The sequence below is a fragment of the Niallia sp. Marseille-Q9988 genome (assembly GCF_976954375.1).
This window is the reverse complement of sequence record NZ_CDRJSZ010000003.1, coordinates 182,625-206,727: the sequence shown is the minus strand read 5'-3', so window position 1 is coordinate 206,727 and position 24,103 is coordinate 182,625. Positions and strand designations below refer to the sequence as shown.

The 24,103-nt window shown below is 34.8% G+C and carries 20 protein-coding genes; 4 read left to right on the top strand and 16 right to left on the bottom strand.

Going from position 1 to position 24,103, the window contains the following annotated elements; genetic code table 11:
* Window positions 1–105 precede the first annotated feature (105 nt).
* The 6 genes from ACWNMZ_RS05190 to ACWNMZ_RS05165 form a co-directional block, all read right to left on the bottom strand.
* Window positions 106–1,242 (bottom strand): M20 family metallopeptidase, encoded by a 1,137-nt coding sequence (locus ACWNMZ_RS05190; RefSeq protein WP_031536040.1) that lies wholly within the window; start codon window positions 1,240–1,242, stop codon window positions 106–108.
* 163 nt (window positions 1,243–1,405) lie between these two features.
* A complete protein-coding gene (gene phoU / locus ACWNMZ_RS05185; RefSeq protein ID WP_251628326.1) occupies window positions 1,406–2,065 on the bottom strand; it encodes a phosphate signaling complex protein PhoU in 660 nt (219 codons plus the stop codon).
* 12 nt (window positions 2,066–2,077) lie between these two features.
* Window positions 2,078–2,911 carry a phosphate ABC transporter ATP-binding protein PstB gene (gene pstB / locus ACWNMZ_RS05180; RefSeq protein WP_081836559.1) on the bottom strand — a complete coding sequence of 278 codons (834 nt, stop codon included), beginning with the start codon at window positions 2,909–2,911 and terminating at the stop codon, window positions 2,078–2,080.
* Between the two features lie 18 nt (window positions 2,912–2,929).
* Window positions 2,930–3,754, bottom strand: a complete 825-nt coding sequence (gene pstA, locus ACWNMZ_RS05175; protein WP_031536034.1) for a phosphate ABC transporter permease PstA — start codon at window positions 3,752–3,754, stop codon at window positions 2,930–2,932.
* A gap of 1 nt (window position 3,755) precedes the next feature.
* The gene (pstC, locus tag ACWNMZ_RS05170) at window positions 3,756–4,670 is read right to left on the bottom strand and encodes a phosphate ABC transporter permease subunit PstC (protein WP_251628325.1); all 915 of its coding nucleotides are present in this window, start codon (window positions 4,668–4,670) and stop codon (window positions 3,756–3,758) included.
* 37 nt (window positions 4,671–4,707) lie between these two features.
* The gene (locus ACWNMZ_RS05165) at window positions 4,708–5,541 is read right to left on the bottom strand and encodes a phosphate ABC transporter substrate-binding protein (RefSeq protein ID WP_035416093.1); all 834 of its coding nucleotides are present in this window, start codon (window positions 5,539–5,541) and stop codon (window positions 4,708–4,710) included.
* 342 nt (window positions 5,542–5,883) lie between these two features.
* On the opposite strand from ACWNMZ_RS05165, the gene ACWNMZ_RS05160 reads away from it, so the two are divergent.
* Together ACWNMZ_RS05160 and ACWNMZ_RS05155 are read left to right on the top strand one after the other, a co-directional pair.
* Window positions 5,884–6,123, top strand: coding sequence for a hypothetical protein (locus ACWNMZ_RS05160; protein ID WP_031536027.1), 240 nt, complete (start codon window positions 5,884–5,886; stop codon window positions 6,121–6,123).
* Window positions 6,124–6,250: 127 nt separating this feature from the next.
* Window positions 6,251–6,826 (top strand): DUF6944 family repetitive protein, encoded by a 576-nt coding sequence (locus tag ACWNMZ_RS05155; protein ID WP_251628324.1) that lies wholly within the window; start codon window positions 6,251–6,253, stop codon window positions 6,824–6,826.
* Window positions 6,827–6,915: 89 nt separating this feature from the next.
* Here the strand turns inward: ACWNMZ_RS05155 and ACWNMZ_RS05150 are convergent, their stop codons facing one another.
* The 7 genes from ACWNMZ_RS05150 to ACWNMZ_RS05120 form a co-directional block, all read right to left on the bottom strand.
* Complete coding sequence (locus ACWNMZ_RS05150) at window positions 6,916–8,517, bottom strand: ABC transporter permease (protein ID WP_031536024.1); 1,602 nt, start codon at window positions 8,515–8,517, stop codon at window positions 6,916–6,918.
* Complete coding sequence (locus tag ACWNMZ_RS05145) at window positions 8,517–9,434, bottom strand: ABC transporter ATP-binding protein (protein WP_048717072.1); 918 nt, start codon at window positions 9,432–9,434, stop codon at window positions 8,517–8,519. The genes ACWNMZ_RS05150 and ACWNMZ_RS05145 overlap by 1 nt, the downstream gene beginning before the upstream one ends.
* A gap of 90 nt (window positions 9,435–9,524) precedes the next feature.
* A complete protein-coding gene (locus tag ACWNMZ_RS05140) occupies window positions 9,525–10,166 on the bottom strand; it encodes a hypothetical protein (protein WP_031536020.1) in 642 nt (213 codons plus the stop codon).
* An 863-nt stretch (window positions 10,167–11,029) separates the two neighbouring features.
* The gene (locus ACWNMZ_RS05135) at window positions 11,030–11,737 is read right to left on the bottom strand and encodes a M48 family metallopeptidase (RefSeq protein ID WP_449598326.1); all 708 of its coding nucleotides are present in this window, start codon (window positions 11,735–11,737) and stop codon (window positions 11,030–11,032) included.
* Between the two features lie 8 nt (window positions 11,738–11,745).
* Window positions 11,746–12,249, bottom strand: coding sequence for a DUF1456 family protein (locus ACWNMZ_RS05130; protein WP_449598324.1), 504 nt, complete (start codon window positions 12,247–12,249; stop codon window positions 11,746–11,748).
* Between the two features lie 85 nt (window positions 12,250–12,334).
* On the bottom strand, window positions 12,335–13,564 hold the full coding sequence (locus tag ACWNMZ_RS05125) for a sensor histidine kinase (RefSeq protein ID WP_235252729.1): 1,230 nt from the start codon (window positions 13,562–13,564) through the stop codon (window positions 12,335–12,337).
* A 123-nt stretch (window positions 13,565–13,687) separates the two neighbouring features.
* On the bottom strand, window positions 13,688–14,749 hold the full coding sequence (locus tag ACWNMZ_RS05120; RefSeq protein ID WP_235252730.1) for a sensor domain-containing diguanylate cyclase: 1,062 nt from the start codon (window positions 14,747–14,749) through the stop codon (window positions 13,688–13,690).
* Window positions 14,750–15,191: 442 nt separating this feature from the next.
* Between ACWNMZ_RS05120 and ACWNMZ_RS05115 the strand changes: the two genes are divergently transcribed.
* Complete coding sequence (locus ACWNMZ_RS05115; RefSeq protein ID WP_449598323.1) at window positions 15,192–16,280, top strand: diguanylate cyclase; 1,089 nt, start codon at window positions 15,192–15,194, stop codon at window positions 16,278–16,280.
* 96 nt (window positions 16,281–16,376) lie between these two features.
* On the opposite strand, the gene ACWNMZ_RS05110 is transcribed toward ACWNMZ_RS05115, so the two are convergent.
* Complete coding sequence (locus ACWNMZ_RS05110; protein WP_441131021.1) at window positions 16,377–16,865, bottom strand: hypothetical protein; 489 nt, start codon at window positions 16,863–16,865, stop codon at window positions 16,377–16,379.
* A gap of 323 nt (window positions 16,866–17,188) precedes the next feature.
* Here ACWNMZ_RS05110 and ACWNMZ_RS05105 point away from each other — a divergent pair, with 323 nt between their 5' ends.
* On the top strand, window positions 17,189–18,742 hold the full coding sequence (locus ACWNMZ_RS05105) for an ABC-F family ATP-binding cassette domain-containing protein (RefSeq protein WP_031539997.1): 1,554 nt from the start codon (window positions 17,189–17,191) through the stop codon (window positions 18,740–18,742).
* Between the two features lie 283 nt (window positions 18,743–19,025).
* On the opposite strand, the gene ACWNMZ_RS05100 is transcribed toward ACWNMZ_RS05105, so the two are convergent.
* Both ACWNMZ_RS05100 and ACWNMZ_RS05095 read right to left on the bottom strand, forming a co-directional pair.
* Complete coding sequence (locus tag ACWNMZ_RS05100; protein ID WP_235252734.1) at window positions 19,026–19,976, bottom strand: glycoside hydrolase family 43 protein; 951 nt, start codon at window positions 19,974–19,976, stop codon at window positions 19,026–19,028.
* A gap of 1,949 nt (window positions 19,977–21,925) precedes the next feature.
* Window positions 21,926–24,067: a sacsin N-terminal ATP-binding-like domain-containing protein gene (locus ACWNMZ_RS05095; RefSeq protein ID WP_449598322.1), complete on the bottom strand. Its 2,142-nt coding sequence runs from the start codon at window positions 24,065–24,067 to the stop codon at window positions 21,926–21,928.
* Between the last annotated feature and the right edge of the window lie 36 nt (window positions 24,068–24,103).

Here is a 24,103-nt window from a genome sequence, read left to right as displayed (position 1 = left end):
TTTAACTTTTTTCCATGTATCTTCCTCTCATTATTCTTACCAAATTTCTTTCTAGATAATCTTCCCCATTCTATTCCTTTACTTACTGTTTAGAAGGCTTTCTGCCTAATTCCGCTTATTTATTTTATCCAATACTTTTACCAATAATTGTCCTCGTTCATTTAATGATGATATAACCATAAACTCATCGTCTTGGTGTGCATTTCCTCCCCTTGGTCCTAAACCATCTATTGTAGGAATTCCCATATTTCCTGTGAAGTTACCATCTGAACCACCACCACTATAGGTAGATCCTAAATCTATATTCCATTCAGAAGCAGCATCTCTCATGAATGAAAGTAATTCATTCTGCCTTTCATCCGTTTTCCATGCTGGTCGAGTAATCCCTCCGCTAATTTCAATACGAGTATTTGGAGTTTCCGTGAAGCTGCAAATTTCTAAAATTTTTGCTTGAGCAAATTCTCCCTGTTCCTGTGTTTCAAAACGCAAGTCAATTCCTGCTTCTGCGAAGGGTGCAATTGTATTAACAGATTGACCACCGCTCACTAAACCTACATTTACATGAATACCTTCCTTTTTCGTCAACTCATGTAATGCAACAATTTTTAATGCAAGCTCTTGTATAGCACTTGCCCCTTTCTCTGGTGCAACACCGGCATGTGCTGATTTTCCGTATATTTTCACAAAGAATTTCCCGCCACCTTTACGGCCAGTAACCACATTTCCAGCTAGATCAGCAGGCTCCATAATAAACACATACTGTACTTTCTTTGCAGTAGCTACTATCAATTCTCGCGATGAAATGGAACCTATTTCTTCATCTGTATTAATAATTATCAAGACATTTTTATATGCATCATTATTTTGCGAAATTAAGTATTTTAAAGCATACAATGTCATTACATGACTTGCCTTCATATCGAAAACTCCTGGACCTTTTGCAAAATCCCCTTCCACTGTAAACGGACGTTTGGCAACTGTGCCAGCGGGAAAAACGGTATCAATATGTCCAATTAGTAAAATGCTTGGATTTGTTGCCTCTTCATGCTTTAAGACGATATTATTTCCTTTGTCTGGTATTTCGTGTACATCTGCAATAAAACCAAGCTGGGCAAATTCATTAATTAAAATGTCTCCTACTTTATCTACTCCTGCTTTCTGATAGGATCCACTATCTATATTTACGATTCGCTCAAGCAAGTGGAGCATATTATCCTTTTCTTTTTCAAAATAGTCTTGCATTCCTCTACCTCCCTATTTATCATACAAATCGATATTTTATCTACAATTATCAATTTATCAGAAATATCAAAAAATAAAAACATAACAAACGATTATTATAGACTAAAAAGGCAAAAGGAGAGAAAAACTTATTTAGTTCCTCTCTCCTTTTGCTATATACTAGTTAAGAATTGAAATCATATATTTTTCCTTTAATCAAATACCCTGTACTTTCCGCCATATTTGTAATATGGTCAGCAGTTCTTTCCAAATAGCGATTGATAAATAATAATTGGACAAGCTGATTCGTTTCTTCTGGATGCTCACTTAAGTATGCTGTCAGTTTCTTATATGTTTCTAAATAATAATCATCTACTTCATCTTCTAGCTTACTAATTTCTTTCGCAAGGACAATATCTTCTTCTATAAAGGATTGAATTGCCTTTTTCAGCATTTCAACAGATATTTCCTTTATTTTTTCTAAATGAGTGATATCTAGTAGCGAAGTCGGTTTTCCTATCTTGATCGTTGCTTTGGCGATGTTTACAGCAAAATCTGCAACTCGTTCTATTTCAGAGGAAATTTTGATAACACCAATTACAACACGTAAATCTCTTGCAACTGGCTGCTCTTTCGCCATTAACCAAATCGCAAAATGATTAATTTCAGATTCAAGGTTATCAATATCCGTATCTTCCTCCATCACCTTTAAAGCAATTTCTACATCTTGTGCTTTTAAGGCATCAAACGACTCTTCCAAAGAAACAATCGACATTTCACCCATTTCTCTAATTTTTCCTTTTAACTCTTCAAGTTTCTTCTCAAAATTCTCTCGAATGACCATTATTTCCTCCTATTATCCAAAGCGACCTGTTACATAATCTTCTGTGCGCTGATCTCTTGGTGTAGAAAAAATCTTGTTTGTTTCATCATATTCAACCACTTCACCATTTAAGAAAAAGGCTGTTTTATCGGAAATCCGTGCCGCTTGCTGCATATTATGTGTAACAATAACAATCGTATATTCTTTTTTCATTTTTGTAATCAACTCTTCTACTTTCAAGGTAGAAATCGGATCTAGAGCCGACGTCGGCTCATCCATTAGAATGACATCTGGTTTCATTGCAATGGCACGGGCTATACAAACACGTTGCTGCTGTCCACCTGACAAACCAAGTGCAGAGGTTTTTAGACGGTCTTTTACTTCCTCCCAAATCGCAGCCCCTCGTAAGCTCTCTTCCACAATTTTATTTAATTCTTTCTTATTCTTTATTCCTTGCATTCTCGGACCATAGGCAACATTATCAAAAATACTCATTGGGAATAAATTAGGCTTTTGAAATACCATACCTACTCTTGTACGTAATTTTATGACATCATTTGAAGCATATATATTTTCCCCATCAATGACGATATCTCCTGCAATTTTTACACCATCAATTAAATCATTCATACGATTAAGTGTTCTTAGGAAGGTTGATTTTCCACATCCAGATGGTCCGATTAAAGCCGTTACCTTTTTTTCTTCAATATCAAGAGATACGCCAAACAGTGCTTGCTTTTCCCCGTAAAATAAATTCAAATCACTCACACTAATTTTCGATGTACCAAGTGTAGCTTCTTCTTGACCGACCTGTAAAAATGCTTTCCCAGTTTTCTTTTGGTTTTTTTCCTTTACTGTTGTAGTCATAAACATACTCCTTATGAATTAGTAGTCTGCTTTATTCAACTTTTTGGATATATATGTTGCAATAAGGTTGATAGCTAGAATTATTACAATTAAAACAATCCCGACTGCAGCAGCTAGTTCTATATCTCCAGACTCTTGTGTTACTAAAAACGAATGAACGGTTAATGTTCGTGCAGAAGAAAGCAAGCCCTCTGGCATTGCTGCAACTGTTCCGGCAGTCAAGAAAATAGCTGCAGACTCCCCAACAATTCTCCCGATGGAAAGAATTATTCCGGATAAGATACCTGGCATCGCACTAGGTAAAATAACCTTATATAATGTTTGTAATCTCGTTGTACCAAGGGCTAAAGATCCTTCTCGATAGGTTGGAGGAACTGTTTTTAAAGATTCCTCTGTAGTTCGGATAATAACCGGTAAAACAATAATTGCTAATGTTAAGGAAGCTGCTAAAATAGACATTCCTAATTTTAAGGTTGTTACAAAGAATACTGCCCCAAATAAGCCGTAAATAATCGAGGGAATACCTGTTAAGCTTTCTGTTGCAAAGCGAATTACTTTTACCAATCGGCCTTGCTTCGCATATTCTTGTAAATAAACAGCCGCTAATATCCCAATCGGTGTTGCAATAATTAAAGAAATGACAATCGTATAGATGGTTGTTACAATCATTGGCCAAATTCCGCCACCACCTGTTGGGGAATAATCGCCAAAAATAAACTCGAAGCTAATTAAATGTGCACCTTTATAAAATATATATCCTACAATCATTACGAGTACGGCAACGGATAAGATGGCAGAAAACCAAAGAAGTCCATGCAACAAATTATCTTTCATCTTTCTCATCTTATTTGCCACCCTTCGAACTAATTTTTGCTAAAACAAAATTCAAGATTAGAATAAATGAGAATAATACAATCCCTGTTGCAAATAGCATTTCTTGATGCGTACCAGCAGCATAGCCCATTTCAAGAGCAATGTTAGTTGTTAACGGACGAATACTATCTGTTAAGCTTGTTGGCACAATCAAACTATTACCAGCAACGAGAATTACTGCCATTGTTTCTCCAATTGCTCGCCCTAACCCTAATACAATAGCTGTCATAATCCCGGATTTAGCAGCTGGGACCACGACTTTAAAAATAGTGCCGATTTCCGATACTCCAAGTGCAAGAGATCCTTCACGATATGTTCTTGGTACAGCGCGAATCGCCGTCTCTGCCACTGTCACAATCGTTGGCAGCATCATAATTGCTAACACTAAAATAACAGCTAATAAGCTTTGACCCTTTACTAATCCTAATGTATTTTGTAAAAATGGAACAATAATTGCTAGACCAAAAACCCCGTATAAAACGGAAGGAATACCTGCTAAAAGCTGAATGGCTGGTGAAACAATTTTCGCTATCCGCTTTGAAGCGATTTCTGCGAGAAAGATTGCCGTAAACAAACCAATCGGAACGCCAATAATAAGTGCTCCAACTGTTGCATATAGGGATGCAACAATCATTGGCCAAATTCCAAATTCCCCTTCACTCGGCACCCAGTCGACGCCAAAAAGAAAGTCAAAAAAACTAAATCCTTCCGCGATAAATGGATGAGCTCCTTTATAAAATACAAATCCAATAATTAATAACAAACTAATGACGGAAAGAAGAGCACAAACCAAGAATACTCTTGCTGACACCTTCTCAAACAAATATTTTCTTTTATTTGCCTTGCCCATCTCTGAGGCTTGCTTTTCAGTCGTTTGAATAGACACTTTGTTTTCCTCCAAGATTACTTCTAAAGATTTGGTTTTACTTTATTGGGATAACCCCTGCTTCTGCTGCAATCTTTTGACCTTCATCACTTAAAATATAATCGATGAATTTCTGTCCATTCGCAGTTAGATCTCCTTCTTTATAAACAAACAAAAACGGTCGTGATAAACTATATTTTTTTGCTAATACATTTTCAGCCGTGGCTTCTACACCATCAATATCGATTGTCGAAATAGTATCATCAATATATTCAAAGGAAATAAAGCCAACTGCATGTTTATTATTTGCAACGGTTGTTTTAATATTTCCATTCCCACTTGCGATGATAGAGTTTCTAATTAATTCGCCTGAGCTATAGCCTACAATCTCCTGGAAGGCATCACGTGAACCAGATCCATCCTCCCGAGAAACAACCACAATCTCCATGTCGTCTCCACCAAGCTGACTCCAGTTCGTCACTTCACCAGTGAAAATTTGCTTTACTTGTTCTAAAGTTAAATCTTTTACTTTATTGCTCGGATGAGTGACTACTACAATTCCATCATAAGCAATTACAACTTCCTTTAATTTTTGCATTTCATCTTCCTTTAAATCCCTGGAAGACATCCCAATCTCTGAGACACCACTTATTGCATTTGTAATACCTGCAGAAGACCCAATTTGATTTATTTCAATTTTTGTATTATCGTGTTCATGGTATTTTGCCGCTAATTTCTCAGCAAGCGGTCCAACGGAAGTAGATCCTGAAATCGATATTGGTTTACTGTCATTTGTCGATTGTTCTGTTTCTGCATTACTTGCACATGCTGATAATAAAGCAAGTATAGTCAGGAACATGAATACCATTTTTAGTTTTTTAATTATGACCATGATTTACCTCCAAAAGAATAGCAACTTTTCTTTGTCATATCTTGTCTAATAGTATGATAAATCTCCAGTGTAAATATTCCATTGACTCTATGTAAAGGTTTTGTAAATTACGTTAAAAACAAGATAGTGTGTGTTATTTTTTGTAAAAATAATTTTAATAGATAGATGATAGTAAAAATTTTAGAAAACATCTTACAAAACTTTTCAAAAACGAACAGATAATATACCTAATCTTTTTCTCTGTATAATTTATATTTAAACTGGTATAACTTTCTAAAAAGCAGCGTTTAAGATTATAATAGGCGAAGATGTATTATTTTATGTAGGTTAGGAGGTTGCAAAATGGACAAACAAGGTCAAGAAAGATTTTTATCCTTTATTTTACAAAGAGTACAAGAAGGAAAGGAAGAAGAAGCGAAAGCCATATTAATGGAAAACTTCCGAAAACAAAATGAAGGCACTTTTTCTCAAAGTGATATTGCAGAATTTATTCCTAAAATGATTACTCTGATAAGACCAGAAAAATTAGAAGAAATCCAAGCAATTGTAAAGCAGTTTTCCGGGAACTTCGGAAGTAAGTAAGAATGTAGACTTTCATTTAAATAGAGCTCACAAAACAGAACTATCTCCAATGCTTGTCTTTTTTATCCCACTTATCCTTTTATTGAATATGATATTGGGTGTAAAGTGAATGGGCGGTAGATAATAAATGAGTGGACATTTTAAAGAAATATTCGGATCTACAATCAACACGATTGGTACTATCCAAGCTGCTATTGGAAGTACCCCTTCGTTCCACCTTTCTAAAGAAACGAATTATCAACTCCGGTTAGTTGGTAATGTATTACAAGGAACAGGCAGCGCATTATCAGCTGACGGACAAGGAACGATTTCATTAGAAATGCTAGGAGATGAAATTCAAGCAATTGGAAATTCAACGGTTGTAACCGGCTTAATTCTTTATAAATTGAGTAAGATCCCAACTGAACAAAAATTAATTATTACGGGTAGCTGGATTCAAGCATTAGGTAGCTTTGTCGGACTTACAGATGAATTTTTTGACCATACGGCAGATGGAAGAATCGAAAATATAATTGGTGGTTTATTACAGGGGATTGGAAATTCTTTGCAGGCAGTGGGTGGAACGGAACAATTAAAAGGTATAAGTAGCCAGCAAAACCTCGGTACCATCGGAAGCTGGATTCAAGCGACTGGAGCTGTCCTTTCGCTCATTGGGCAAATAAAAGAAGAAGTTGAAGAGGTCGCCTTAAATATAAATGAATAATTAGTGCTGGTAGTAGAAAGAGAGGAAGAAAAACTCTTCCTCTCTACTGGATTTAACTACTATTGCACGCAAACTTTAATAGATATATATTACCCCTGAACATCACGTTTGGGAAACCCTTTCACGCTGGCAACCATTAATCCCGCTCCAATAATTATTAGTATAAATAATGGAAGAAACGTAGCATCCTCAATAGGAACTTGTGGAACGTGACCAAATGGAGAAAGTTTGCCTACCCAATTTGGAAATTGAAATAAGTTTCCTAAATATAAAACGAAAAAGGAATATAAAAAGTAACCCCATATCCAGCTCGTAAATCTCGGGAGAAGTCCATTCAGAATGGCCGCAAACCCAATCATTACAATCATCGCCGGAAAATACACGATGGCAGCATGATAGATCATACTAAATGATATTCCCTCTTCTATTACTGCTACAGCTGCAGACCACAAGCCAATCGCACTAAGAGATAGCATCACAAAACCATTTACAAGTGCAAGCACTACATAAGAGCCAATCAGCTTTTCCCGCGATATTGCGCGAACCAATAAATGCTCTAATCTTCCCTTTTTTTCCTCCACACGAAGTTTGTTCATCGCCATAACAGGAGGAATGGTTGCAATTAGGGAAAGCACAATCATTAATGTCGGAATAAATTGCTCTACGATCGATGTTCCTTCTGCATGTTGCAGCATTTGTTGATACATATCATTGCCTTCAAAAAATGATTCCAAATCACCGAATATTGAACCATAGGAGGCACCTAAAATATATAATCCAATTGCCCAAGCTATAAATCCTGTACGCTGTAAGCGAAATGCTAATCCAAGTGGACTTTGTAAAAAGCGTGATGCATATCTTCTACCTGATTTTGCAGCTATAAATCCTTGTTCCAAATCACGAATACTATTTAGAAAATTTGCTAGCACGTATAAGATGGCAGCAAGAGCCAGCATCAATAAGATGGCTCCCCAATTATTTGATGAATAAACCGCTGCTTTTGATACCCATCCTAACGGTGATATCCATGTTAATGTCTCATTACTTACATCTGTGACTGCTCGAAAAAGATAAGAAAGAATTAATACAGCAATAGACCATCCAATTGTCCCTCGAGAATTCTCTGATAGTTGGGCAAACACCGCCGTCACTCCTGTAAAAACGAAACCTGTTCCTCCTAATGCTGCTCCGTATAGTAACGATCCTTCAAGGTCCATGCTTTCAATTCCAAGAGCATATAGTCCAAAGCCGATTAATAACGCTAACGCAATAAATGTTCCACTCGTTACGATTAATGTAGCATTTAAATAAGAAAGACGACCCGTTGGCAGGGAACGAAGAATTTCAATACGACCATCTTCCTCATCTGCTCTTGTATGGCGGGTAACGAGCAAAATGGCCATTATCCCAACAATCACAGCCGTCATAACGATCATTTGATGTGCTGTCATGGCTCCAATTGTATAATGATCAAGATCTCCTGTCCCAAGCATCGCAGTCATTGCCGGGTTTGTCATTGTTTCTGTAATAGCGTCCCTATCCTGTTGTGTTTGATATAAACCATCTAATGCAGGAGGAGTAATTAAAGTAAAAAGAACTAATCCTATTAGCCATAATAGAATTCTTATCCGATCAAGCCGGAGAATAAATCGTGAAAGGAGACCAGTGTTAGCAAATCGATTTCGATTCATTAACGTACACCTCCAGTTTCTTTCCCTTCTCCTTTATCTTTCCTTTCATAATGACTCATAAATAAGTCTTCAAGGGTTGGTGGTGCGCTTTCAAGCTTTACAATCCCAAACTGACTAATATATTTGATTGTATTATCCAGTTCCTCGGTATCTACTTGAAAAGACATACCTTTATCTGTATCTTTTATTTCGTATACCCCTGGTAATTCATGCAAGGATCCAATAGCTTCGCTTGTCTCCACAAGCATATATGTTCTTGTTAAGTGACGCAGTTCTTTTAATGTACCACTTTCAATGATTTGTCCCTGTCGAATGATTCCGACCCTATCACATAATTTTTCTACCTCTGAAAGTATATGGCTTGATAGAAGGACGCTTTTTCCTTTCCTTTTTACTTCCATAACACACTCTTGAAATACTTTCTCCATCAGCGGATCAAGTCCGGAGGTTGGTTCATCTAAAATATATAAATCAGCATCTTGCGAAAAGGCAGCAATTAGTGCAACCTTTTGACGGTTTCCCTTCGAATAAGTTCGACATTTCTTTGTTGGATCCAAATCAAATTTTTTTATCAATTCTTCTCTTCTGTTAGTTATATTGTTTCCTCGTAATTTAACAAATAAATCAATTACTTCCCCGCCAGTTAAATTCGGCCATAAATTGACATCCCCAGGTACATAAGCCAAGCGCTTGTGAATGTCCACCGCATCCTCCCAAGCATCCTTGCCAAATAACTTCACATCGCCTGCTGTTGCCTTTAAAATGCCAAGCAACACGCGGATTGTCGTTGATTTCCCAGCTCCATTCGGACCAATAAATCCAAATATTTCCCCACTGCCTACTTCAAAATTAACCCCATTAAGTGCTGTAAATCCTCCAAACTTCTTCGTTAAATTCCGGACTTCCAATACACTCATCGTTTTTCCCCCTCATTTATAAAAACTATTTTTCAGTAAGGTAGAATAGGTCTCCCATTCTTCAAATATTCTCTCCGACTCTATCAAAACTCAGTTATCTATGGGATCAATTCCTACTATATACTTACTACGCGGGAGATAATAGATTTCATATTTCTCCTCTTTGAACATTTCTATATCAAAATTCGTATTTGTTTTAAATACTTCTCCATCCATACTTTTATACACATAATCGACTGCTCCACCATACATTCCCGATGGATAATCTACCTCATAATCCGCTAAAACAATAACCTTCTCCACAGCCCCACTTTCAAGGTAATCTTTTGAATCTGCTATATTATTAATCCATTCAATTCCTAAAAAGATATACGCTAATCCTAAAAAGATAATGGTAAGGAAAGTAGCTGGCACTATTAATTTCTTTGGTTCTGCTGCCTTTTTAGCCAATAGGAGATAGATACTTCCAATCAGAACAATCAATCCAGCAATTAAAAACAAGCCTCCCCAAGTTGAATAGACGATAACATCCTTTAATAAAAAGAAGATGAAGGGATAATGCCCTTCTGTCAAATTTTTAACAAACAGCATATCTGTAACAAGCAAGCTAAAATATACCCAGATTACGAATAATGCAAATACTGCTATGAAGACATACGCTTGCCATTTATCCCACCAAGTTTCAGTTTGCTCTATGCCTTGTTTGTTCTCTCGCTTGGTTTTCGCGGTCATTTTTATCCCTCCAATTTTTTATAATAAGGGATTACGATTTACTAGAACAGAAGGTTCCGCTTACCTAATTTTTTGAGTAAATAGTCTGATATAAGGAGATGTTGTATAAGTAAAATTTCTTTTTTCCTATTGAAACAACAACAATCTTTTAGAAAACAGCCAAAAAGAAGAAGAGGCTGGGACATAAGTATTTAAACCAACAATAAACACGAACTATAATGCAAAATAATTATATTATAGTTCGTATTTGTTTTTTTGAAAAATGTTTAAAAACGAAGTGAAATGGAGCGGAGGACGCTCGACTCCTGCGGGAAATAGAGGAAAGGCTGAGACCCCGCAGCGCAGTGAGGAGGTCACTGAAAAAGTATAGATTTTCCAAATTAAATAAGGATTTATTTATATGAGAGCAAATATTAAGTTGGTTTGGAGAGGCGATAGCTCGACTCCTATGGGAGCAGCGAGAAAGTCCGAGACCCTGCAGGAACGCAGTGACGAAGCGGCTCGGCGCTCGCCCCATGGAAAGCGAGCTGTCGCCTCGGAAAACAAATGAAATACCTAAATTTAAAAGTCAGCCACCAACAATTATAATGATATTGCAGTTTTTCAGTGGTCTCGCAGTGAGGAGGCTCAGCTTCCTCTCCGACGCATCGTGCGTCTGTAGCGCAATGGAACGACTTAGTTTTTACAGTTAACTATATTTTTTAAAAAATAAAGTAGCTTTATTTAAGAGCTGGATTAAAGATTGTTCGTCTTTAAAGATTAGTTATTTAGTTTTGTCCCATCCTCATAGATTAATTTACAATGATTATTTCTTGGAATAGGATTTAACTTATTCCTTTGCCAAGTCTTCTTTTTCCGAAAATCTAAACGGTCATCTTCCAGCTCGACAAAGCTAGCCAATTTTCCTTCTCTTTATAATCAGGCATTATTCTTCCAACAAGCCTCCAAAAGGATCGGTCATGATTAAGATGAACCATATGACACATTTCATGCACAACAACATAATCAATTACTTCAAGTGGAGCCATCGCTAATCTCCAATTAAAGGTTAATTGGAAATTAGCATCACAGGTTCCCCAATTGGTTTTGCTATCTGTAATACGTATCGATCGGGGCTTTGTTTTAAAGTTGCTTTGATAGAAGGAAACTCTCTCTTCCATTAAAGCCTTACTTCTCTGATAATAATATCTTCTCAGTAATTGTTTGATTCTTTCCTTATCAAGATGCTTTACATAGATATGCAGGATTTCTTCAGAAAACGCAACTCTTTCTTGCGTAATAGTGATATCCTGGATAATTTGAATAGGATAGGAATTACCTAAATAAAGAAATCTTTCATTATTCTCATATGCCTTTTCCTGTGGTCCATCCATTCTTTTCTTCATTTCTTGTACTTTACTATGGATGGAATCCCAGTTTCCTTCTAACACATGAATTATCCGTTCATCAGGCGTCTTTTTAGGTGCTAAAATTTCTATATTTCCATATCCATCTATCTTAATCCCAATGGAAGTTCGATTTTTATACTTTACATCAAAAAGGATGGTTTCCCCTAAATATGTATGTATCATAGCTTCACCTAACTGCTCTTACCCCTATATTTAATGGCTAGTCCTTTTAAAAAGTTTCGAGCGAAATTATCTAAACATACTTTATAATTTTTATGCCCTTCTTTTCGTAAAAAGGCGCCTAGTTCCCCTTTTGATACATTTAATCCAGCTTTTTTAAATATATCTATCATATCATCAGTTGTTAATGACAGCGCGATTTTGACTTTCTTTAAAAGGATATTATTTACACTCGTATTGTTTTTTATTGACGATTCAGGTGTATTTGGTTGTCCTGGTTTCGGCTCTTGCTTTCCCCTTTTATAAATGATAAAGCCATTTAAAAAGGAATCTAGCATACTATTCGTCAATTTTATTTGATCATCATTCTCTGCTTCTTCATCTGACTTTTTAAGTATTTTAACTACCTCAGGTACAGATATCTCTTTCCCGCCAAGCTTAAATATTTCTGCCATTTCACTATTTTTTATTTCTAATGCATATCTTAATCGAATTAATATATCATTATTTTCCATTGTTTGACCTCCAATTTACAAAACTACTTATTTTTTTAGTTTATCTTTTTTCTTATTGCAAAGACAGCAGGCTAGGACATTTACTTTATCTAAAATAGCTTTGTTTATCATAATATGGAAAGCAAATGCTAGTAGTTGTTCCTTGATTTTTAGAGCTTACGAAATCAATCTTGCCATTATATTTCTCGACAATATTAAAGCATATCATCAAGCCTAAACCTGTTCCTTTACTTTTTAAAGAATAAAAGGGGGTGCCAAGAGCTGCCAATTCTTCCTCCGACATTCCTTTTCCATGATCGATTACTTTTATTACAACAAACTCTTTTTCCTTTTCAGCCGTTACTATTACTAATTCGCCATAATTAGAAGCCTCAATCGCATTTTTTATAATATTTATGAGTAATTGCTTTAATTCGATGATGTTAGCCGAGATTGTACAATCACCTGTAACCTTTAATTCAATCCGATTATCATGTAATAGACCATAGGAATGGAGCAAATCTGTGACACTCTGTAGAACATCCTTAACATCTACTATCTCTGCCGCTTGTTCTTGCTCTGGTTTTGCCATTGTTAAAAATTGTGTAATTACCTGTTCAGCCATATTTAATTCATCTATCATCAAAGTAAAATTGCGTTTTTGATCGGAGGAAAATGATTTATCCTTTTCATATAATTGCAAAAATCCTTTCACAACAGTAAGAGGATTTCGAATCTCATGGGCAACCGCTGCTGCAAGTTGACCAGATGTCTTTAGACGCTCCGATTGCTGAATTTGTTCATAATATAATTGCTGCTTTTTCATTCGCCCATTCGTTAAATAAAAAATAAAATAGATGATAATTTGGCTCGCAATAAAGTTTAAAATGTTTCCAATTAAATCCTGTTCTAAATAACTATATTGGGGCTTCTGATTCGTTAACATAATGTAACCAAATAAAATTAAAATTAATCCTCCATTTAAGTACAAGGTAAAATAAAAAAGCTTTGAATTAAAAAATAAGATGGATAGGGCCGGTATAAAACATAATAAAATAAAATTAGACCCCGTATCTGGATAAAAAAGAAACAGGGAGTAGAAATAAATGGATGCTAATCCGATGATACATATTCTAAGAGTATCTGTTTCTTTTTTAGGATAAAGCAATAAACACAAAGACAAACTGAATGCCCAGATAAGTTGAACTATAAACCCCCATCCACAATTGCTTAATCGTGGATTATCAATAAATAACCCACCAAGGATAATAGCTATAATAGCCCAAACGACAATATAGTAAATTTTTATATTAAAATTATTTTTAATCTCCTTCATGGATACCCCTTACGTTCTTAATCTTTATACACACTTTAAAATATATCATTTTTTTTGAATCAAAGGGGTAAATATGACTATTTTTTTACCATATTGATAGGTTTTCTTGGTTTTACTTTCCATTTAAGTACCGATGTCAAAAAACTGAAAATTATTTTTACCGCGTTTTTTTGCATTATACATCGCATTATCTGCAAGCTTCATTATCGTATCAAGATCATTTCCGTCTTGAGGATAAAGAGAAATTCCAATACTAAATGTTACTTGATTAGATTCCGAAATAAATAAAGGCATATTGTCGATTATTTTTTTTGCTAATGATAGACAATCTGTTTGGACAGCATTTGGGAGGATGATGATAAATTCATCTCCACCAAACCTTCCAACTACATCGTCTTCTTTTATACAAAGTTTCAGGTATTCACTAACTTGCTTTAACAAAAAGTCACCTTTAGCATGTCCGTAAGTATCATTAATTTGTTTAAAACCATCTAAATCGACAAACATAATCCCGAAACTTTTATTGTTTTGTTTCGATTCTTCGATTACTTGATTAAGCCGCTCCAGCAGACTTCTGCGATTTGGAAGCTGAGTTAAAGTATCTAAATAGGATAAATCCTTTAACCTTTGGCTATTTTTTTCCTGATCCGTTACATCTCTTGCGATTACTTCTCTAGCCGGTTCCCCATCGAACAGAATATAGGTTGATTTTGCTTCAATGTATCGAACAGTTCCATCTTCGTCATATAAATTAAAATGATGGATTTTAAATTGCTGATCCACCTCATATTTTTCACTAGAGAATCTTAAGCTTTCATAAGATTTATCATTCAAAATTTCCTTCCAAGGCAAATTGATCAATTCAAATGGTTCCTTAAAGCCAAACAATTTAGCTCCTGCTTCGTTCGAATAGACGATGATTCCTTTTCGATGAACGTAAATAGCTTCTGGTGAATGATCAAGTAATTTTTGATACTGCTTTTCTTTGTCTACTGACTGACGAATGACCTTTCTAAGAAGGGCCATAAGTAGGATGAACAAAAGAAATTGGAGAATTTGAACTGCAATCGTGACAATCATTTCCCACGTTTCTTTTGAAGCTTCAAATCCAATGAACAGCTCCATTATTGCTAAAGCTACTAATATAAATAAAAGTACATTTATTTTTTTTATAAAAAAGCTCATATTGATTCTCCTAAAAGTAGACCTTTACCTGAGTAGATTTCAAAAATTTCCTTTAGTAGAATCTCCTTACATCTACAGAAAAAGAAAATTGATTCAATCCATTATATTAACAAAAACAGAATAAGTAAAACTTGCTATATAATCAGGGAAAATACTGATTCAACTAATGCATTTAAGCTTGTTCCTGCTCCCTTTTCATACTTACTCTATCGGAAATAAAGCAAGAGGATAAGAATGTTTACAAGCAAATACATATTGGCTTCTCCTTAACCATCTATATTTAAATATTATCTTCATATTTTTACCATTACCTGTATTATTATCCTTTTGATTGATTTTTTTCATCCTAATTTCACCCGATATCTTTTTCCATAAAAAACCATACCAAATCAATTCCATTCTATTTATAGCTATGTTATCTTAATTAAGGTGATTAATTATTATGATAATAAAAGAGTTATTTTCTAATCTTGCCATATTGGTATCCTTACTTTTTTTGTATAGTCAAATAACCAAACAGAAGCCTTTAAATCGTCAATCCTCGTTAAAGAGGAAAATAACAATTGGGATTGTAGGAGGTATTTTCGGAAATATACTCATGCATTATAGTATTCATATTGGAAATATCATTATAGATCTTAGACATATTCCAATTATGATTTTAGCTTTTTATGGAGGAGCAATCCCTGCATTTATTTCCATGCTTTTAATCATTATAGGTCGATTATTTTATGGCATTAATTTGGCATCCTTTTTGGCCATTGCTCTCATTTTTTCATCTACTATTGGTGCTGTATGGTTTTCTTGTTTTACCTTATCTACCAAAAACAAAATCATTTTAACCCTAAGTTGGAATAATTTTGTTTTTACCATATTCGCCATCTATCTAATCAATGACTGGAATATTCTCCTTGTGTTAATTCCAACCTATTGCATCATTTCCTATCTTGGTGGATTTATTGGATTTTATGTCATAAATCATTTAAGATCGATTCAATTATTGTTTGAAAAATATAGAAATGAGTCCACAATAGATGGTCTTACAGGATTAAATAATTATCGGAATTTTGACAAGCTCTTTAATTCGTTAATAAATCAAGTTACTGTTAAAGAAGAAAAACTTTCACTCCTTTATATTGACATTGATTTCTTTAAGAAAATTAATGATCGATATGGACATCTAAAGGGAGATGAAATACTAAAAAGCCTTGGGGAGATATTACAAAAATGTACCAAGTCATATGATGTCGTCAGTAGAAATGGTGGAGAAGAGTTTACCGTATTATTATTAGATTGCCCTTTGGAAAAAGCAAAAGAAATGGCAGAAAACATTCGAAAAACTGTAGAGGAATTTCCTTTCTATGCGTTAGAAGAAAAAATCCACCTAACCGTTTCAATAGGAATTGCTTGCTACAATGAAACTACTCTCAAAGCAGTAGATATTATTGATGATGCCGACAGAGCCCTTTATTACGCAAAAAATTCTGGAAGAAATAAAGTATGTATAGCGAACCAGTTTACGGAAAAATAAGATCCCAAACCTAGAATGAATAGAAGTAAAAATGGAAAGAACGAATCAGCTATTTCACGATTCATTCTTTCCACTTTTTTAATCACATAGTTTTTATTAATTTATTTCTAATCTTATAAGTCTCCACTTAGTAAAACAGAATTTTTCATATAAATATTGAAATATATATAACATTAACGACAAAATTGAAAAAACATACATAAGTTGTATTTTTTTCATTCGTACTAAAGATGCTATACCAAATTTTGTTAAGAAAGGCACTGCAGTATATGTAAACATTCCATCAAATAGCATATTTAATGCAAAATATCTAAAAAACTTGCCATACGTCCATTTTAATATCCATATTGAACCAACAAAAAAAGGACCAAGCATAAAAGGAATTTCTCCTGATAATCTAGGATGAAGGGTTTCATACCACCACCACCATTTTCGCTTTTTAGCTATAACATTGACTAACTTCACCATTGATGCAATAAAGACTCCTGCTGGCAAATAACGCTTGAACGTTTTCTTCCCTAATAACGGCGCAGTAACCCAAGGCAATATCATGGACAAGGACAATACTGTCTTGGAATATCTCATTATTTTCATCCTACACACCCTTTAAACATTCATTAAGAATATTATTCCCCAAAAATTGCTAATGTTTACGTATGGGATGAATTCTTTTCTTTCATTTTTTATTCAACTATTCCTATATAGGAAAACCTTGTAGCATATTGTATAATAGACTTTTATCCAATCGTTTAGACGATTCAATGATCTAATTCAATTAAGAAAGGGTAGTCTTCAAGTTAGCCCCAAAATTGAATTACGTTTTGCACAAATAATAAAATTCGAGTTAGAAAATCTATTCTAAATTTAGTATGATATCCACATGTGATATAAAAGAAGGGGTTAAAAAAATGAGCGTATTAAACGTACAAAACTTAAGCCACGGTTTCGGTGATCGTGCGATATTTAATGATGTGTCTTTTCGACTTTTAAAAGGGGAACACGTTGGACTTGTTGGGGCAAATGGTGAAGGGAAATCTACTTTCATGAATATTGTGACCGGCAAGCTGCAACCTGACGAGGGGAAAGTACAGTGGTCACGAAAAGTTCGTGTTGGTTATTTAGATCAGCATGCCGTACTTCAAAAAGGGACTACGATGCGTGAAGCTTTGAGTACTGCTTTTCAATATCTTTTTGATGCAGAAGCAGAGATTAATGAGCTTTATGCAAAAATGGGTGATGAAAATGTTGATATCGATTCATTACTTGCAGAAGTTGGAGAGCTACAAGAAACATTAGATAGTAATGATTTCTATCAAATTAATTCAAAAGTGGAGGAAGTGGCTCGTGGTCTAGGATTAGATGATGTTGGACTTGATCGAGATGTAGCTGATCTTAGCGGTGGGCAACGTACGAAAGTTTTGCTGGCTAAGCTATTACTAGAAAAACCTGAAATCCTCTTACTAGATGAGCCTACGAACTATTTAGATGAACAGCATATCGAATGGTTAAAGCGCTATTTACAGGATTATGAGAATGCATTTATCTTGATTTCACATGATATTCCATTTTTGAACAGTGTTGTTAACCTGATCTATCACATGGAAAACCAAGAGTTGAATCGCTATGCTGGTGACTATGACAACTTCGTAAAAATACATGAAATGAAGAAACAACAGCTAGAATCTGCTTACAAGCGTCAACAACAAGAAATTGCAAATTTAAAAGATTTTGTTGCTCGCAACAAGGCAAGTGTCGCAACCCGTAATATGGCAATGTCCCGTCAAAAGAAACTAGACAAAATGGAAATTATTGAATTAGGGAAAGAAAAGCCAAAACCAGAGTTTAAATTCAAAGAAGCTCGCGCAGCTAGTCGTTGGATTTTCACGGCAGAAGATCTTGTTATTGGCTATAACGAACCACTTTCTCGCCCCCTAAATTTGAAAATGGAACGTGGACAAAAAATTGCCTTCGTTGGTGCAAACGGTATTGGTAAATCCACTCTGTTAAAAAGTATTCTTGGATTAATCACCCCAATTTCGGGTACCGTAGAACGCGGTGATTATCAACACATTGGCTACTTCGAGCAAGAAGTGAAAGAGTCCAACTACAATACATGTATTGAAGAAATTTGGAGCGAATTCCCTAGCATGAATCAGGCGGAAGTTCGTGCTGCTCTTGCAAAATGTGGATTAACAACGAAACATATTGAAAGTAAAATCGAAGTCCTTTCTGGTGGGGAAAAAGCCAAAGTTCGCTTATGCAAAATTTTAAACACAGAAACGAACTTATTAATCCTAGATGAGCCTACCAATCACTTGGATGTCGATGCAAAAGAAGAACTGAAACGTGCATTAAAGGAATATCGCGGAAGCATTTTAATGGTATCCCACGAACCTGATTTCTATCGTGAAATCGCGACAGATATTTGGAATTGCGAGGATTGGACTACGAAGGTGTTTTAAGTAAAGATGAAGGGGTACCCATTGCAATTGGGTACCCCTTTTAAAATTTTAATAAAATATTATTTTTTCACACGACATGTAAAATCCAGGCCAAACATAATAACTGGGTTCCTATACTTTATAGTTAAAACTCTAGTACTGATGGAACTAGGTTTATTCGTCTGTTTTATAAACGGTTCAAGCGTGTTTAGGTGGTAGGAATTTTGTTCTTTACGTGTCATAATTCCTTCTACTTTTTAGAATATAAGGAGAATAGGAGAACCATTCCTCTGTTTCCTACTCATCACTCACCAGAAGGAATGGTAATCGGTGCTGATGTACATAACGGGACTCCAAAATTAGGAGAACCATCGGCATTCCAATTGAATTTTTGAATTCTAGCACTTCGTCGCTGGCTTCCTCCTTCTGATTCGGAAATAGCATGATAAACAATCCAATCTTCTGTCCCGTCAGGAGATTGTGTAAAACTATTATGGCCAGGAGCAAATACCTTATTTTCGATACTTTTCTTGAACACAGGCTCAGTAGATTTAAGCCAAACTTCGGGATTCATGACATCCATATTCTCAGAGATTGTTAACATTCCCAAACTATAATCATCAGACCAAGTGGTACTAGCAGAATAGATTAGAAACAATTTATTATTCCTCTTTAACATTACAGGTCCCTCATTAATCGCCATTCCACCTTGCTTTTCCCAATTATACTCAGGTTTTGATAATAATACGTTGGGACCAGTAAGTGTCCACGGATTTTCCATCTCAGCTATATATAGAGCTGATCCATACGCAGGAAAGTTACCATATCCAGCATATACAAAATAAAGACAACCTTTATGTTCAAAAATCGTTCCATCTAAACCAGGATATTCTGTATTTACATATCCTCTGTCTAGCCAATTCCCGTCAAACGGATCTTCCGCCGAATTCTCTAGCACAAATATCTTCCTTGATTGATCATCCCCTATCCCGTCATTTGCCGTGAAATATATATACCATTTCCCATTTATCCGATGAATTTCTGGAGCCCAAATATTAGCACAATTGATTCCTTCACTCGGAGCAGTCCAAATCGTTTTACAATTTCCTTGTGCCATTCCACTTAATGTTGGCGACTTCCATAAATCAAGCCTTGTCCTTTTTGTGACCATAAAATAGTAAGTATCTTTATCCTTATACACCCATGGATCTGCCCCAGGTTCTAGAATCGGGTTATAAAAAGTTGATTTCCCCATAACTTCCTCCTCTTACCACGTTTTTAAACTAGAAAACTACATTTCAAATAAACTTTTAATAAAGCCTTTGAGTTAGAATTCGAAATAATGAGAGCTTTAGTGTAAGGAAAGGTTGCATCAGAAAGCGTTTACAAATTATAAAAAGGCGAACGCTTGAACACTTTCTGCTTTAAATAGATATAGCCTCTCTTTTAATAAAACAAACTAAATGCTATCACATGATGCCATTTCACATTATGGTGGCTTCTGGATTTCAACAGCTGCCTCAAAGAAGAAAGAGTAAGCTCTGTTTCTCCATTGTATCCCTCTTTGTTTAGGACCTCGTTCCTCCACCTTGTATAATCTTAGCCGCTTATGATATTTCTATCTTAAATAATCCTCGAATTCTATAACATATCCCTTCTCTCACCTAAAGTTACCCAATATATTTATTCTCTACCGCCTCTTTCTTTTCCTTTTAAAATTAACAGGGAGTATATGAATAGGCTACACTTTTTTAGGTCAAGTAGATTATGATTCCCCCTTTTCTGAAGGCGTCATATAACTTGAGAACCCTATTGAATTTTAAGTCACAGTGACAACCCGAAATTTGTCGATAACTATAGGTATATCTGTAACTATCATACGTAAATGGATTACTCAATTTCGATTTAAGTGAGGTATTTTCCAATAAAGTTCGTTCATTTGTCCTCCCAAAAAATATATGCGGTGTAATTGTATTCATTTTTCTTTACAATGTTGCCATCACAATCACTTAAAAATACAGCATTGCAATCTTATTAACTCCCTGTCAACATAATTCAAGGTATCACTATGACAGAGAATCAATATACTCGCAGATGAAAAAAATCAATCATGATGAGTATTTAGAATGGTGGAGGATAACAATAGCGAACTCACTCAGCTTGCAGAAAAGAAAAATGACATGATCTCCATGCTTGAAAGTAATCGACAAGTTAAAAGAAGAGCTTCTTCCATTTCTTAACTTTGATTGCTAACGTCCGAAATTCTACATCGTCTCATCAATATAATCAATGTAAAAGAAGACGGCACACCGGTTATTCATTACCGATTTGCCGCCCCGACATTTGTATAGAAGCATGATTTCCCCTTATCGGGAGCCTGCTTCTTCTTTTTGTACAACAAAAATAGAAATCCCGTATTTCTCCCACCTCAAACCCGCATTCCACCGTTCCAGTTAAAATAAAGATTTCCGACTGAACCCCCATTTTGAGTAATTTCTGATTCAAAAATGACCGTTTTCCGCCTGTTTTTTCGCATTTCTTTCACGTTTTTTTGGGAGTGAAAATAAAGTCTACCGATTTTGAGAAGAATAATAAGAGGAAAAATGAATTGGGGAGATAAGATAGAACATGGAGAAATGAGAGAGAAAAGATGGGAAAAAGACATTGGGTCTCTTATTGAAGGGATGCCTGAGTAAACTATTGAGAAAAGCCTGATATATAAGGGATAGAGGAGAAAAGAGTAAGGAAAAAAGAAAGAAAAACTATTGATTTTGTATTGAATTTCTATTGAAAAAGAGAAGAAAAAATCCCGGGTTCCTAATGAGGAAAAACCGGGATAATATTGAATCAGAATCGAAAATCGGAAATGTTTATTTTAACGGAAGTCGGTTCTGAATCGGAAATGTTTAATATGGTTGGGTGGTTTCTATTGTTTGGTTACACTTTTAAAATCATCTGCGATACTACCTCAACATGTGTTATCATTATAGCCTAATAGATTTTCGCAAAAGTATGGAATTGCGTAAATGTATGCCTCTAAAATAGTACTTATAATAGCAGATTTCCTGTGCATTCATATGGCATTAAACGAGATTGTGACAGTATATTAATTAAATTTAGTTAAACTTTTATATTTTGCTTGTAAAAAATTGAGCTCTTCAAAAGAAATTTTAGATGTATCATACCAACAAGAAATCCCTTGAATCAAAACTTTCTTTTTGAATAGGGCATTTCGATTTGTTCACCCGTGTATTTATCGCCATACCATTCCCATCGGACAACACGCTTTTCGAAATTAACATTTTTTGCGGGATTATTAATATACGTAGCCGTCATATGATCTTCGTGTTGTTCAATTAAACAAATGTAATATTCCTCCCCCAATTGAAAAGCGGCTGTAAACTCATTATTTGTTAATTTAATGGATTTATCCCCACTACTAAGACTTTTCACTTCAATATAACGTTTTCTTCCATCAGGCATAATACTTTCAACATCGTAGCCCAGATTTTGTTTTCCTACATACCTAGCTCTATTACCAAAATTTTTTTCCAGTTCAACGCATTGTTGTTCAGCTGTATACCATTTGGATACAGTCATCTTCTGGTTAACAGATATACTTTCAGATTTTGCTGACTGTAATTGTTTCGATTGAAGCGATGTTCTTTCAGACTCTAGATCACTAAAGTCTTCTTCATCTTCTAATTCATCATCATAAGCCGAGTCTTCTTCCCAAATAACTACATTATAATTCTCCTCAATCCAACGCTTCTCGGAATCAGATATTTGAGAATCAATATAATCGATAAAGTCATCTGGCAAAATAATATCCTTATTAACATCAAGAAATTTGATAATCTTCCCTCCGCTTTCTTTTAATAAACAGTCCTCTATTTTTATTTCTTGATTTTTAATCATCTTTGCGTTTCTTGCTCCTTTAAAGAGAAACACATAAATCTTGGCTAATAATCCATTTTCTACATTATCTATAAAAGAACGGTCCTTCAAGGCCTCAACCCAATCTTCTAAGGCAAATTCTTTCTCCGCATATTCATTTAAAAGGTTGGCTAATTCTGGCATTTGATCAATTAAATCCGTTAAGATGCTTCGTTCCCTTATATATATTGAATGTTTCCGTATTAAATTAAACTCTGCAGTTTCAAACCATTTTGGTAGCTTATAACAATCCTTTGGGGAGACCAATTCCCCAGTCTCTAGTGGAATCCAAGACTCACTTTGTAATTTTTCTTTTATTAATTGATGGCATAAAACACTGTATTTTGTGAAGTTAGTCTTTCTTCTTATCATATCAAAAATCAAGGCATACTCTGATTTTTCGTGTTTTACAACTCCTTGAAGTACTTCAAAGAGCAGCTCTGAGATATGATTAAGGGAATTTTTTGTCTGTTCATCAAACTCAAGGTGCTTTCTGGATGGATCAGTCGAAAAATCTGCATTGATTTTAAATGGAAAGCCTGTCTTTTCAAGTGTTGGCAGATAACAGTGATACACAGCTTTTTTATCATCGCACTCCACTATGTACCCATTATCGTCTACAACAAAAGCGATATCATATTTCTTATTATTTTCATGTTTTGAAAAAACCAAATATTGCAATGGTTTATCTTCATTATCAACGATTTTTAACCATTTACCATTCAGAAAGTCCTTCTCTGATACTCTATTTATTTGGTATTCCCATTTCTTCCCCTCTAAATAAATAGACACATCAGAAATATGATTTAAAAAAATAAAATAACTTTCATCTAAAGATTTCATTTCTTCAGTCAAATAGTTTAATTTAGCATTTTTGAAAATAAAAACGGTTTGATAGCCTTTATTTTTAAGACTTTCTACCTCTTGAACAATGTGGTCCTCCAATTCATTTTTATCAATTATAAATGGAATTCGAATCAGAGGAATATCCTTCTCAGGTATACTTAGCACTTGAGAACATGTTGCCCTTGAGAAAGTAAAATAAGTATCATTTGAATAAATAATAATGTCATTACTTAAATAACTTGTACTTTTAAATCCGACGCCCCTATAGCCAATTGTTACTCCACGCTGTTTATGACTGGCACCGGAACGACAAATGCTCATAATATCTTTTTCGTTAAAAGGTCTACCATTATTTGCAAAAAATAGATTTCCTTTGGTATTAAAGAGTTTAATTTTATTTGATTGGGCATCATCTGAATTTTGTAGGAGTTCAATCAAGATTCGTTCCCCATAACTTTCTGCAATATATTTTTCCATAGCTCCCATATCTTTGAATAAATTAGGTGAATGGACTGCCTCATTTAAGAAGTCATTACTAATCTTTTTAATTAATGTTTTAATCATTCTTGTTCCCCCCTTTAAGAAAACCTGATATCAAAT